This window comes from Gracilimonas sp. B-17, assembly GCF_056857935.1.
Genome location: NZ_JBSXOA010000012.1, coordinates 41,527 through 55,149, shown reverse-complemented (window position 1 = coordinate 55,149; position 13,623 = coordinate 41,527). Strand labels below are relative to the sequence as shown.

Sequence of the window (13,623 nt, the reverse complement as noted above, 5' to 3'; positions counted from 1 at the left end):
AGGATCGGTCTATAATTCCATATTCACTTTCAGGCCGCCAAACCAGTTCCTTGGTGCGGCCGGTTGATAGAACCGGTCACCAAAGGCATTCAGGTCATTCCCAAGACTGTACTTCTCATCCAACAGGTTATCTACCCCAAAAAAGACGTCAAGGATCAGGTTATCAAGAAGATCTATCCTGTAACCCAATTTACTTTGCAGCAGGTGATACGCTTCTGAATAAACCGTATTGGCATCATTTAGTGGTATTTCATCAGTAAAATTATAGTTCAAATTCATATAAAAACCGATAGAGGTATTCAGTTTCCAATTAGAATTCAGGTTGTGAGGTGCAACACCGGTCAGGTCGTTGCCCGAGTAATCTTCCCCCTCCTTTTGGTAGTCCACAAAGCTAAAATCATGATAACTGTATGACAGATCCCAGGCCAAACCTTCAAAAAATAGCCCGTTATTTTGGACGATCTGCCAGCCGGTGGCTACTTCTATTCCATACTGATCGGTCGCTCCGGTATTTTCAAATACCACAGTTGAGTTCCTGTCAGAGGGTTGCTGAACGATCGTTTCACTCAGTTTAAATATAAAGCCTGTTATATCATAACTAAAACGGAGCTTAGCTAATGTACCTCTTAAACCCATTTCATAATTGGTTCCCTGTTCTGCCTCAAGGTTCAAGGCTATACTGCCTTCATTGGTTCTGAACTCTTCGATCGTGGGTGGAGAAAATCCATAACTGATACTACCATGAAGAGACAGTGCCGGAGAGAACTTCCTTACCAAACCAATTCTTGGGATCACTTCAGGATCAAATGATTTTTCAGCCACCCCGGGTTCATCATCTTGCAGATTAGTCACCAAGCGATTCAGATTATAGTTAAGCCTGTTGTAACTCAAACCTGCTGTTAAATAAAAACCAGCAGGCAGATCCAATTCCGTATTCAAAAACAGCAAGGACGACTGAATTTTGATCTCATCATCAAAATTCAAGGCACCGGTGGTTCCACCCGAATTTTCGTAATTCCGAGCCGCATAATTTGCAGCCTGAAATTCCCCTCCAAAAGTAAATCTGGTTCGCACATCTCCGATCTCCGTATCCAGGTAGAAACGGGACCGGCCTCCCCCTGATTTACGACTGTCTTTTTTATAATCGAGATTGAATGGGTTTTCAAAGGCACTGAATGTGCCGTAAAGGGTGGTCAGATTTGATAAATTTTCATTGACCTCCACATCATGGCTGATCCCGGCCAGAAAAGCTTGTTGGTCGATACTTGCATTAGCCTCAACACTTCCCAGTACAAATGGGTTTCCAGGCCTGGCCTGGCTTGGGTCCTGTTGATATTGTTGCAGTGTCAAACCTCCCGGTATCCCATAATACAGATCAGAATACAGGAAGCTGGTTTTGATGATCTGTTTATCATTCAGTTGAAAACGGGAGGAAAGCTCTGCGGTCTGTCTTTCCAAAAAGGATTGTTCCCTGTAACCATCCGAACTTTGATTCGAATAATTAAACCTGAAGTTAGATCTGTCAGTTTGTTGCTCAGCAAACGCTGTATATCGATTCATACCATATGATCCCATCATAGCCGCAACACCCACCTCATTCCTGCTGCTTTGTCTGCTGTTAAATAATATGGCGCCGCCATTTCCGGCACCATAGATACTCCCTGCCGGTCCTCTTATAACCTCTGCATCCTGCATGTTGATCACATCCAACAAATTAAGCGGGGTGCTTCCTGAAGGTTCAGTAAAGGGTATGTCATTCCAATAGATCTTGACGTTCCGCACACCAAATGGAGCTCGAAGTGAGCTTCCCCTGATAGCAACACGATAACTACCCGGTGCCCGCTGCTCGATCCTGACGCCCGGCACGGTATTTAAGCCATACACAATAGAACTCTCATCAAAACCAGATATGCGAGCAGCTCTGATATTTGAAATGGCTCCCGGTGTTTCCATAATACTTCGGTTTCCCTCAAAACCAACAACGACGATATCACCAAGGTCACCCTTTAGTGTATCCGGATCAGCCTGACCAAATAATAAAATTGGAAAAAAGATTAAGAAAATTAAAAGCGTAATTATTTTGTCCATAGGAACAAAGTACAAATGCTTGAATTAAGATTTAAGAAATGAATACCTTCCATCAATAATTAATTCCAGATATTTCAAACTTTGCAAGATTTAAAGAAAGCTCCTATTGGCATTTTTGACTCCGGTATCGGAGGACTTACCGTGGCTAAAGCCGTTATCGACGCATTACCTCATGAAGATATCATCTATTTTGGGGATACGGCTCGTGTTCCATATGGTATTAAGTCTGAGGAGACTGTTCGCGCTTATGCCTTAGAGATCACTAAGTTTTTACTTAATAAAGGGGTGAAAATGATCCTGATCGCATGTAATACAGTTTCAGCCTCTGCAAAGGAAGAGATCATTCAGGCAGCTGGAGATGTTCCGGTATTGGATGTGATCACTGCAGGTACAAGAACAGCCGTCAGGATGCCGGATCATAAAAATATTGGAGTGATCGGTACTCTTGGAACCGTTAATTCCAGAGCCTATGTGGAATCCATTCATGCTTTTGACACTACCATAAAAGTGGATCAGCAAGCTTGCCCATTATTAGTGCCACTGGCCGAAGAAGGATGGATAGATAATGATGTAGCTATCCAAACCTTACACCACTATCTAGATCATTTTGATGATTCAGGTATACAAACCCTGATACTTGGCTGCACACACTATCCGTTATTCAAGGAAACCATTCCCCGTGTGCTGAAAAACAAAAAGATCAAGATCATTGATTCAGCTGAATCCATTGCGGCATCAGCCAGACAAAAGCTAAATGAAATGGACCTTCTTAACACTGAAGGTGGAAACTTCCAGTGTTTCGTAAGCGACCGGCCACAGCGTTTTCACGAACTTGCTGAACGATTTTTGGGTAAAGAGTTGACAACTAATGTAGAAGTAGTCAGCCTTGATAAATAAAAACAGGTCGAGATAAGAAATAAGTCAAGAGGATAAAAATGGAAGTCTCCAGTCATTTACGTGATGACGGAAACCTAATTGTGGTCATCATTTGATCTTTCAATTCCTAACAGACAGTAGAATTTCAGGTATCCGCCATTAAATAAACACTGAACCTACCATATATCATCTTTATCTCGAAATGTCGCTAATTAGGTAATGAGCCCTAGTCACCTTTTCTGATCGCTACCTTATAGAGCCAGATCATAAAGAAGATCGCAGCACCAATACCCAATAAGCTTGTCAGCCATTCCATTCCTTCGGGCATAATTCGCAGGGCATCCGTACTCTCAAAGAAGGCAAATGGAATAGCCAGTATAATTCCGATCAAGGCTTCCCCTGTTATCAAACCCGATGAAAATAACAGTCCTTTTCGTTCAGCCTGATTTTCTGCTTCCACAATATCCTCGCCTTCAGCTCTCGCCCGCTTCATAACCACTTTAGCCGCACTCCATGCAATCATACCGCCTATAAAGATCGGTACTGAGAGCTCAACCGGTAAATAAATTCCAACTGCCACAGCCAAAACAGGCGTTCTGAACTCAGAACCTTTACTTTTGAGAACCTGATCCAAAATTATGATAGCCACAGCGATCATACCTCCTATTATGATCATAGGCCACTCCAGATTTCGGGCGAAAACTCCTTCTGCCACTGCCTGCATCAGTGTAGCCTGTGGGGCCGTCAGCATTTCCTGAGGATTCATTCCCTCTCTTGGGAAAACACCCCCCAAACCATAGGCATTGAACAGAAGGCTTAAAATTGGCGCGATCACAATCGCGGCCGCCACAACACCCACAATCTGCATGATCTGTTGTTTATAGGGAGTTGCTCCTACGATCTGTCCGGCTTTGAGATCCTGTAAATTATCACCGGCAAGAGCTGCCGCACAGGCTATCATTGCTCCCACTATGATAGCAGCGGCAGCCGCACTTTTGGCTTTTTCAAGATCAGCAGCAAAATCTACCTCACCGCCTAAAATAGCGAGTAAACATAATGAAGTAGCGAGAACCGTTGCAATGGTCACCCCTGAAATGGGATTATTGGATGAGCCAACCAAACCGGCCATATAACCTGCCACAGATGAAAAGAGAAATCCGGCAAACAAAGAAAATACCACACCAAATGTAATTGCTGTCCAGTATGCTCCCGAGCTCACCGACAAGTGCTCGATATCGATCACATACATGAACACGATAAAGATCGGTATCGCCAAACCAATTACGCCCCAGATCACAATATTGATCGGTGTATCCTGTTCAGTTCTAGGCACACTGCTACCATCACCCGCTTTGAGTTTTTTTACAGCAGCCATGGATGATCTGATTCCATCCACTAGTGGTTTAGCTAAAGATATAAGTGCCCAAACGCCCCCAACCACCATTGCTCCAACACCCATGTATCGTATCTTTTGGCTCCAGATCGCAAGTGCGGCATCATATCCTTCTGCAGCTCCTACAATAGCCGCTATCTCATCCGGACTTGTTACAGCCATATAGATCGGAATACCGAACAGCCAGGATATCAACCCACCCGCAAATATCAACACCGCGATATTAAGTCCGACAATATACCCAACCGCCAACAGGGCAACCGAAAGATCAGCCCCAATGCCGAAAATTGACTTACCGGCCTTAACCGAACCGCCGACCGAGCCTGCAAATATCTTCAAGCCGGTCTGACTCAGTTTAAATAATGCTGCAGCAATCCCTGCCTGAATAATTGTTCTTATCCCCTTTCCTCCCTCGGTGCCTGCTTTCAGCACCTCACCGGTCGCAACTCCTTCCGGAAACTGCAGCTCACTTTCTATGATCAGGGCACGCCTCAGAGGAATTGTGAATAATACTCCCAGAATTCCACCAAACATGGCAATTGCTGCTGTTTCCATAAATGGAAAATCGAGCCAATACTTAAGCAATATCAGGGCCGGAAGTGTAAAGATCACACCCGCAGCCAGTGATTCTCCGGCAGAGGCTGCTGTTTGCACGATATTATTTTCCAGGATGTTGGATTCCTTGAACAACCTTAAGACCGCCATGGAGATCACCGCAGCAGGTATGGATGCGGAAACCGTCATCCCAACCTTTAAACCCAAATAGGCATTGGCTCCGGCAAGAATAGCGGAAAGCAAAAATCCGAGGATCACAGCTTTTACGGTAATTTGTGGGAGGTCATCATCAGCAGATACAAACGGGGTGAACGGTTTTTTCTTACTCATTGGTGGGTTTTCTGTTTATGATATACAGATTATGATTTTTGATTGCTACTAAGACTTTTTCAAAAGGTCTCTGATCTCGGTCAGCAATTCTTCTTCCTTTGAAGGTTTCGCAGGAGCCGGTTCAGGTTTTGCTTCTTCTTTTTTCATGAACCTATTATAGCTCTTCACAACAAAAAAGATAGCCGCAGAAACTATAATAAAGGTGATGATCGTGTTGATAAAAGCCCCATAATTTATCGTAATTGCTTCCATGGTTCCATCCTGCAAAACTTTCTCAGCTATCTGCCATTTGAGCTCGGCAAAGTCGACCCCGGCTATCATATATCCGATCGGTGGCATGATGATATCATTCACAAATGATTTCGTAATAGCCCCAAAGTAGGTAGCCATGATCAAACCAACGGCTAATTCAATCACGTTACCGCGAGACACAAACTCCTTAAATTCCTTAAATAGTCCTTTCATAAATTTCCTGTGATTAAGTTTTAAACTTTAGCAAATATGTCAAATAAGCATTCATCAAGCAATAAAGGTTTTTTTAGCCTCTTTACGTCTTCTGTCTTATCTTTGCAACGAAAACAAGCACCAAAATCACCCTATTTTTCCTATGAGAACAATTGCCCAGCTAACTTACATCCCTTTATCTGAAGAAGACCCGATCGAAAAAGTACAAGACTTGCTGGAGCACCTCGCCCAATACGATGTTGATATTGAAGTTGGTTATCTGTCCACCACCATCATTGGAGCGCCTAAAGTCGTATTTCGGGTTATTCAGGACCTCTATGATATCATGGCTCTGGAAACAGACCACTTCAGATTTCAGGTTGACTTCCTAAGCCCCTCCAAAGAACATTGATCTTAGGCACAAGGAATAAGACTCTACTTGTTCCTTGAACCTTAATGATTGCACCTATTACCCTATAAAAGTTTCGAAGCTAAATTGGCGAGGTCCGATCTTTCACCTTTCTCCAGATTTATGTGTGCATAGAGGTCGTGATCATGCATTCTATCCACCAGATAGCTTAACCCATTACTTTGAGCATCAAGGTATGGTGTATCGATCTGAAAAATATCTCCAGTAAAGATGATCTTGGTGTTCTGCCCCGCGCGCGTGATGATAGTTTTGACCTCGTGGGGAGTCAAATTCTGAGCCTCATCAATGATGAAGATCACATTGGATAAACTTCGTCCACGAATATAAGCCAAGGGGACTATTCTTAGCTTGTCAGTTTGCAGCATTTCATCAATTTTCTTGAATTGCTTACTGCTTTCTTTGTACTGATTCTTGATGAAGCTGAGATTATCCCAAAGTGGCTGCATGTAAGGGTCGATCTTCTGATTGGCATCACCGGGCAGGTAACCCAGGTCTTTATTACTGAGCGGCACGATCGGCCGGGCCATATATACTTGCTTAAAATCACTTCGCTGCTCCAACGCAGCCGCCAGTGCCAGTAAGGTCTTTCCGGTACCTGCTGCGCCCGTTACCGTGGTACACAGTACTTTCTTGTTCTGTAGAGCATGGAGCGCAAAGGTCTGTTCGGCATTCTTTGGGTGAATACCATACGCCTGAACTTTATCAACTACTTCTATCTTTTTGGATCCCGGATTGTACCAGCCCAGAGCTGAGGCTCCGTGCGCTTTCATGATGTAGTAATGGTTACAGGAAGGGTCTTTCTGACCCAGATCCTTCGGATCTATCTCACCTTCTTCATAGAACTTTGCAATGGTAGCAGGGTTTTCGACTTCAATTTCAGTCTTCCCCCTGTAAAGGTGTTCAATATCCTTGATACGAATAGTCTCATAATCTTCCGCTTCCAGGTTAAGGGCCCGGGCCTTAAGCCTTAGGTTAATATCTTTTGAAACAAGGATGACACGTTGGTCAGGATTTTCTTCCTTAAGATGCAAAGCAGCATTGATGATGCGGTGATCATTTTTATCGGAACCGTACACCTTCGTTGCATCCAGTGAACTCTGCTGATTGGTGATCACCCGCAGCTTACCATGAGACCTACCGTTCAGTGGGATCCAATTTTGGAGCATGTTGGTATCGGATATCCCATCCAGGTAGCGAATAAATTCCCTTGCATGTAAATTGATCACATTATTACCCTTCTTAAAGGTATCCAACTCTTCCAGAACAGTGATGGGAATGGCTACATCGTTCTTTTCAAAGTTTCGTACGGCTTCATAATCATAAAGCAGTACAGAGGTATCGAGGACGAAGATCTTCTTCTCTTTCTTCTTTGACATAGAGGGGAGTGTTTAGTTGTAAGAAGGAATGTATCAGCCATTGTATGTAGATGAATAATGAGTGGCTGTTGAAATAAAGCTAATGACTGAATCATTTGCAACGACCAAACCCGATTTAACAGAGAATTATTATCGTTAGCAGTTAGCAGTTAGCAGTTAGCAGTTAGCAGTTAGCAGTTAGCAGTTAGCAGTTAGCAGTTAGCAGTTAGCAGTTAGCAGTTAGCAGTTAGCAAAAGCTGGCCGAACTGGATTCAACAATCAAATTAAAAAACACACTGTTTACTGATCACTGTTTACTGATAACTGAAATAACGAGATGCTTACCGCTACAGCAGCATTAAGGCTTTCTACTTTGTCCTGTCCGGGGGCGGATTCGATCTTTACTTTTTTTCTTCCTGAATTCAACAAATTTTTGTTAATGCCATTCCCTTCATTGCCCACAACCAATATTGTTTTATCTGCAGGTTGAATAGATCTTAAAGGCTCAGCCAAGTCTCCCCCATCCAATAACATCACTTGCCAACCTGAGTTTTCAAGTTCATTAAAAATATCTTCAAGATCACCCGTTAAAACGGGGATACTTCCCGTAGCCCCCGCCGTACTTCTCACTACCTTGGGATGATAGACATCCACGCTGCCTTTTCCGGCTACCAAAGCCTTTGCCCCAAACCAGGCTGCGGTTCTTAGAATAGTCCCCATATTTCCGGGATCTTGTATGGCATCCGTCGCTACAATTATGCCGGTTTCTCCCGCTAATTTTTCAGGCTGAATTTCTTCAGGCATCTTACAAACTGCCAATATCCCCTGCGGATTCTCCGTATCCGCCACTTCAGCAAAAACTTCATCTTCTAAAATACAGACTTCCAGGCCCTTGAACCTTACCTCTTGAACCTTGAATCTTTCCCCTACAAAAACCGTCTCCGTCTCAATCAGGCCGTGCTCAATTACCTGCTCAACGGCGCGTTCTCCTTCCACAATAAACCGCTTTTCCTTTTCACGGTACTTTTTACGGTTCAGCTTCCTTAATAATTTGATCTCATTATTCGATGCTTTTCTCATAATCCAAGAATACAGAACTCAGAATTCAGAATACAGTCTTTAAACTGATTTCTGACTTCTGTTTTCTGTCTCCATACTTCCCTATCTTATTAAAAAATTCAGCTAAAAATTTACCACTATGGAGTTTCTGAAAACACTTGGCATTGAAGGCATTAATCCGGGCACAAGTACCGGACGAAAACATATAGAAAGCAAGGAAACCATCAGCAGCTTTACCCCTACCAATGGGGATAAGATCGCTACTGTCGGGGTTACTTCAAGAGAGCAGTACAACCATGTTGTTGAAGAAGCTCAAAAGGCTTTCCAGATTTGGAGTAATATGCCTGCCCCACAGCGCGGAGAGATCGTGCGGCAGATCGGACAAAAGTTACGTGAGTACAAGGAACCACTTGGTAAATTAGTTACCTACGAGATGGGTAAGATCTATCAGGAAGGTTTGGGTGAAGTTCAGGAAATGATCGACATATGTGATTTTGCTGTAGGACAATCACGCATGCTTTATGGTAAGACCATGCACAGTGAGCGTCCTCAACACAGAATGTATGAACAATGGCATCCTTTGGGTATTGTGGGCATTATTTCAGCCTTTAATTTTCCGGTTGCTGTCTGGAGCTGGAATGCCATGATCGCAGCGGTTTGCGGAAATGTGATGATATGGAAAGGATCAGAAAAAACCCCTCTTTGTGGTGTAGCGGTTCAAAAGATCGTCGCTAAAGTATTGAAAGAAAATGACCTTCCGGAAGGAATCTTCAATCTGGTAACCGGCGACCGTCAAGTGGGTGAATGGATGACAGAAGATACCAGAGTTCCTCTTATATCAGCTACCGGTTCTATCCGAATGGGTAAAGAAGTGGGTAAAACGGTAGCATCCCGATTAGGTAAAACGATCCTTGAACTCGGTGGAAACAACGCCATCATCATCTCTGAAAATGCAGATATTGAAATGGCGATCCGTGCAACCGTGTTCGGAGCCGTGGGAACATGCGGTCAACGTTGTACTTCCACTCGTCGCCTGATCATCCATGAATCAGTATATGATCAGGTTAAAGAGCGCTTGATGAATATTTATGACAACATCACGATCGGTGATCCTCTCGAGGAAACCACTTTGGTGGGACCAATGATCGATCAGGATGCTATTAATAACATGCAAAATGCCCTTAAGGAAATTGAGAAAGAAGGTGGTAAAGTGATCTATGGTGGTGAAGTTCTGGAAGAAGATGGACATTATGTGCGCCCGGCACTGGCTGAGGTTAAAAACCACTATGAGATCGTTCAGGAAGAAACCTTTGCTCCAATTCTCTATCTGATGAAGTACAAGAACATGGATGAAGCCATAGCCATGCATAATGGCGTTAAACAAGGCCTGAGTTCAGCCATGTTTACCCTGAATATGCGTGAGGCTGAAACATTCCTAAGTGCACGAGGTTCCGATTGTGGTATCGCGAATATCAATATTGGTACCAGTGGTGCTGAAATAGGTGGTGCTTTTGGCGGTGAGAAAGAAACAGGTGGCGGTCGTGAATCCGGTTCTGATGCCTGGAAAGCTTATATGCGCCGACAAACCAACACCATGAACTGGGGTGATTCCCTACCACTGGCGCAGGGTATAGACTTTGATGTTTAACCGTTTTTTCTAACTCACCATTGCTCGCAAACCCTGAAACGAATACTTTCTGCTTTCCTGTTGTGTAATTGAATCCAAACTAAGTCAATTACATATGAAAGCAGTACAAGTATCTGAAAAAGGTGGAAACTTTGAGGTTGTGGAACGAGATATCCCATCCATCAATGATGATCAGGTATTGATCAAAGTTGAAGCCTGTGGCGTGTGTCACAGTGATCAATTTGTAAAAGAAGGAATGTTTCCGGGTATTGAGTACCCAAGAGTTCCGGGACATGAGGTTGTCGGAACTATTGAAAAAGCCGGAAAGAATGTCACCTCATGGACAAAAGGACAAAGAGTCGGGGTTGGCTGGCATGGAGGGCACTGCTTTGAATGTGAGCCATGCAGAAGGGGTGATTTCATAAATTGTCAAAATGCCGAGATCACAGGTATCTCTTTTGATGGAGGGTATCAGGAATACATGGCAGCTCCAAAAGAAGCACTCGCCCTTGTACCTGAAGAATTGAAGTCAGCTGATGCTGCTCCTCTTCTTTGTGCCGGTGTAACCGTATTTAATGCTCTTCGCAACACCGAAGCCAAGGCAGGTGATGTTGTCGCTATTCAGGGCATAGGAGGACTTGGCCACCTGGGCATACAATATGCCAAGAAAATGGGGTTCAAAACGGTAGCTATCTCTGGAACAAAAAATAAAGAGAAGCTGGCAAAAGAATTAGGGGCCGACCTTTTCTTATCCGCTTCTGATGATAACGTGGTAGAAGAATTGCAGAAAATGGGAGGAGCCAAAGTGATCTTAGCAACAGCTCCCAGCAGTAAAGCCGTTTCTGAAATATTTGATGGCTTAGGACCTAATGGAAGCGTTGTTGCTGTAGGCGCCGATATACAACCGGTTGAGATCGGTACTATGCAGCTCATCAGCGGAAAGAAAACACTGACAGGACATGCCAGTGGAACAGCCATGGACTCTGAAGACACACTTAATTTCAGTGCCCTCTCAGATTCAACTCCCATGATCGAGACCTATCCACTTGAGAAAGCCGCAGAAGCCTATGACAGAATGATCAAGAATGAAGCACGATTCAGAACGGTATTGGTTATGGATCAGAGATAGAGATTCCGGGAACCATATAGTCGTTATAATAAAAAAGCCCCACACATATAATACAATGTGTGGGGCTTTCAATTTTTTAGCTGATAAGCTTTAGATCATGGTAGCAATTACAAGAGCTACTACAGACATAAGCTTCAATAGGATGTTCAGTGAAGGACCTGAGGTATCCTTAAAAGGATCCCCAACAGTATCACCAACAACACCTGCTTTATGCGGTTCAGACCCTTTGCCATACTCAACACCGTCGATGGTCACGCCTTCCTCGATCATCTTCTTGGCGTTATCCCAAGCACCACCGGCATTAGACTGGAACAGAGCCATAAGAACACCTGCAGACGTAACACCTGCAAGAAGTCCCCCCAGCATTTCAGCTCCAAGCGTTGGACTGTCGCTAATAAATCCTGGAACAAAGCCGAAAAGAACGGGAACAATTACGGCTAAAAGTCCGGGAACTACCATCTCACGAATAGAAGCTTGTGTTGAGATCTCTACGCATTTCTCATATTCAGCTTTACCGTCGGCAGCTTCAAAGGTATTGCGGTCCTCTTCAGACCAATCAGCTAATTTCTTGCCTTCATTTCTGTTCATGGCAGCAAGCGCTTTGGTCAATTCAGGAATATCACGGAACTGACGGCGAACTTCCTCGATCATACTCATTGCCGCACGACCTACTGCATTCATTGATAAAGCAGAGAAAAGGAAAGGCAACATAGCTCCCACAAACAGAGAGGCCATTACAGAAGGATTAGTTACACTTATCAGTACTTCTACTCCCGGGTTTACAGCCTCAAAAGCGGTAATGAAAGCTGCGAACAATGCAAGTGCAGTCAATGCTGCAGACCCGATCGCAAAACCTTTACCGATAGCAGCGGTTGTGTTACCCACAGCATCAAGCTTATCTGTACGCTCACGTACTTCACCGGGAAGTTCAGCCATCTCGGCAATTCCACCGGCATTATCTGATATAGGGCCGTATGCATCAACAGCTAGTTGAATTCCGGTGTTAGAAAGCATTCCCACAGCGGCAATAGCAATTCCATAAAGTCCGGCAAATTCATATGCACCAATAATAGCTATAGCAATTATAATGATCGGAATGGCTGTTGAGATCATGCCTACTCCTAGACCGGCAATGATGTTAGTAGCAGATCCGGTTACAGATTGCTTTACAATTGACCACACCGGTTTGGTTCCGGTTCCGGTATAGTGCTCAGTTATCAATCCAATACCAAGTCCGGCAGCCAACCCAAAGATAGTAGCCCAAAAGACTCCCATACTGCTATAAGTTTCACCATTAAAGGTCCATGTTTCAGGAAGCATCCAGGTGATAATAAAGAATGAAGCTACCAACATAACGGCGGCTGATAAAAATTCACCAAGGTTCAGTGCTTTTTGAGGGTCACCACCTTCTTTAACACGTACAAAGAATGTACCTAGAATAGAAGTCAAGATTCCAACTCCGGCAAGAACAAGCGGAAGCATCACGGCAGAAAGTCCATTAAATGCATCCGACCATACTGCTCCGTCAACGGTAGCACCAGCAATAAATGCTGCACCCAAAACCATAGTACCAATAATAGAACCTACATAAGATTCAAAAAGGTCAGCACCCATACCGGCTACATCACCAACGTTATCACCAACATTATCTGCAATAGTAGCAGGATTTAATGGGTGATCTTCAGGAATACCGGCTTCAACTTTACCTACAAGGTCAGCACCCACGTCAGCGGCTTTGGTATAAATACCACCGCCCACACGTGCAAAAAGCGCTATTGAGGAAGCTCCAAATGAAAATCCGGTTACAACAGCCAATACTTTGTTAACGGCACCGGCACCTTCAAGGCCAAAGTGCATACCAAATATGATGAACAATAAACTCAGTCCAAGTACACCCAGCCCAACTACGCCAAGACCCATTACGGATCCACCGGCAAACGCAACTTCCAGGCCTTTACCAAGGCTTGTTCGTGCTGCGTGTGTAGTTCTAACATTTGCTTTAGTGGCAACTTTCATCCCGATAAAACCGGCAAGCCCTGAACAAATGGCACCAACAACAAAAGAAATGGCAACCATCCAGCTGGATGTTGTGGGATCAGCACTGAAAGCAAGTATCACAGCTACCACCAGCACAAATACTGAAAGTACCCGGTATTCAGCTTTCAGGAATGCCATAGCACCGCTGGCAATACTCTTGCTGATACGTTCCATGCGTTCTGTTCCGATTTCCTGTTTTGATACCCAGGATGTTTTAAAGATGGTGTACAGAAGTGCGATCACTCCGGCCACCGGTATAAAATAGATTATGTTATCCATTGTTTCCCGTTACGTAGTTTA

Annotated in this window: 10 protein-coding genes; 4 read left to right on the top strand and 6 right to left on the bottom strand. The window is 44.1% G+C overall.

Annotation, left to right across the window (positions count from 1 at the left end):
- Window positions 1-9 precede the first annotated feature (9 nt).
- Window positions 10-2,088: a TonB-dependent receptor family protein gene (locus AC13FX_RS08855; protein WP_482880207.1), complete on the bottom strand. Its 2,079-nt coding sequence runs from the start codon at window positions 2,086-2,088 to the stop codon at window positions 10-12.
- 81 nt (window positions 2,089-2,169) lie between these two features.
- On the opposite strand from AC13FX_RS08855, the gene murI reads away from it, so the two are divergent.
- Window positions 2,170-2,985, top strand: a complete 816-nt coding sequence (gene murI, locus AC13FX_RS08850) for a glutamate racemase (RefSeq protein ID WP_482880206.1) — start codon at window positions 2,170-2,172, stop codon at window positions 2,983-2,985.
- A gap of 205 nt (window positions 2,986-3,190) precedes the next feature.
- Here murI and AC13FX_RS08845 read toward each other — a convergent pair whose 3' ends face one another.
- Together AC13FX_RS08845 and mscL are read right to left on the bottom strand one after the other, a co-directional pair.
- Window positions 3,191-5,242: an OPT family oligopeptide transporter gene (locus tag AC13FX_RS08845; RefSeq protein WP_482880205.1), complete on the bottom strand. Its 2,052-nt coding sequence runs from the start codon at window positions 5,240-5,242 to the stop codon at window positions 3,191-3,193.
- Between the two features lie 48 nt (window positions 5,243-5,290).
- Window positions 5,291-5,707 (bottom strand): large-conductance mechanosensitive channel protein MscL, encoded by a 417-nt coding sequence (gene mscL, locus AC13FX_RS08840; RefSeq protein ID WP_482880204.1) that lies wholly within the window; start codon window positions 5,705-5,707, stop codon window positions 5,291-5,293.
- 142 nt (window positions 5,708-5,849) lie between these two features.
- Between mscL and AC13FX_RS08835 the strand changes: the two genes are divergently transcribed.
- Window positions 5,850-6,098 (top strand): YkoF family thiamine/hydroxymethylpyrimidine-binding protein, encoded by a 249-nt coding sequence (locus AC13FX_RS08835; RefSeq protein WP_482880203.1) that lies wholly within the window; start codon window positions 5,850-5,852, stop codon window positions 6,096-6,098.
- A gap of 62 nt (window positions 6,099-6,160) precedes the next feature.
- On the opposite strand, the gene AC13FX_RS08830 is transcribed toward AC13FX_RS08835, so the two are convergent.
- Window positions 6,161-7,492: a PhoH family protein gene (locus tag AC13FX_RS08830; RefSeq protein ID WP_482880202.1), complete on the bottom strand. Its 1,332-nt coding sequence runs from the start codon at window positions 7,490-7,492 to the stop codon at window positions 6,161-6,163.
- A 279-nt stretch (window positions 7,493-7,771) separates the two neighbouring features.
- Complete coding sequence (locus AC13FX_RS08825; RefSeq protein ID WP_482880201.1) at window positions 7,772-8,551, bottom strand: TrmH family RNA methyltransferase; 780 nt, start codon at window positions 8,549-8,551, stop codon at window positions 7,772-7,774.
- A gap of 118 nt (window positions 8,552-8,669) precedes the next feature.
- Between AC13FX_RS08825 and amaB the strand changes: the two genes are divergently transcribed.
- Together amaB and AC13FX_RS08815 are read left to right on the top strand one after the other, a co-directional pair.
- Window positions 8,670-10,178, top strand: coding sequence for an L-piperidine-6-carboxylate dehydrogenase (amaB, locus tag AC13FX_RS08820; protein ID WP_482880200.1), 1,509 nt, complete (start codon window positions 8,670-8,672; stop codon window positions 10,176-10,178).
- 94 nt (window positions 10,179-10,272) lie between these two features.
- Window positions 10,273-11,286, top strand: a complete 1,014-nt coding sequence (locus tag AC13FX_RS08815) for an alcohol dehydrogenase (RefSeq protein WP_482880199.1) — start codon at window positions 10,273-10,275, stop codon at window positions 11,284-11,286.
- 90 nt (window positions 11,287-11,376) lie between these two features.
- On the opposite strand, the gene AC13FX_RS08810 is transcribed toward AC13FX_RS08815, so the two are convergent.
- A complete protein-coding gene (locus tag AC13FX_RS08810; protein WP_482880198.1) occupies window positions 11,377-13,602 on the bottom strand; it encodes a sodium-translocating pyrophosphatase in 2,226 nt (741 codons plus the stop codon).
- Between the last annotated feature and the right edge of the window lie 21 nt (window positions 13,603-13,623).

What these genes read in the sequence shown, in the direction of transcription:
- AC13FX_RS08855 (WP_482880207.1), bottom strand. Translation starts at nt 2,088, where the DNA reads ATGGACAAAATAATTACGCTTTTAATTTTCTTAATCTTTTTTCCAATT.
- AC13FX_RS08845 (WP_482880205.1), bottom strand. Translation starts at nt 5,242, where the DNA reads ATGAGTAAGAAAAAACCGTTCACCCCGTTTGTATCTGCTGATGATGAC.
- mscL (WP_482880204.1), bottom strand. Translation starts at nt 5,707, where the DNA reads ATGAAAGGACTATTTAAGGAATTTAAGGAGTTTGTGTCTCGCGGTAAC.
- AC13FX_RS08835 (WP_482880203.1), top strand. Translation starts at nt 5,850, where the DNA reads ATGAGAACAATTGCCCAGCTAACTTACATCCCTTTATCTGAAGAAGAC.
- AC13FX_RS08830 (WP_482880202.1), bottom strand. Translation starts at nt 7,492, where the DNA reads ATGTCAAAGAAGAAAGAGAAGAAGATCTTCGTCCTCGATACCTCTGTA.
- AC13FX_RS08825 (WP_482880201.1), bottom strand. Translation starts at nt 8,551, where the DNA reads ATGAGAAAAGCATCGAATAATGAGATCAAATTATTAAGGAAGCTGAAC.
- amaB (WP_482880200.1), top strand. Translation starts at nt 8,670, where the DNA reads ATGGAGTTTCTGAAAACACTTGGCATTGAAGGCATTAATCCGGGCACA.
- AC13FX_RS08815 (WP_482880199.1), top strand. Translation starts at nt 10,273, where the DNA reads ATGAAAGCAGTACAAGTATCTGAAAAAGGTGGAAACTTTGAGGTTGTG.
- AC13FX_RS08810 (WP_482880198.1), bottom strand. Translation starts at nt 13,602, where the DNA reads ATGGATAACATAATCTATTTTATACCGGTGGCCGGAGTGATCGCACTT.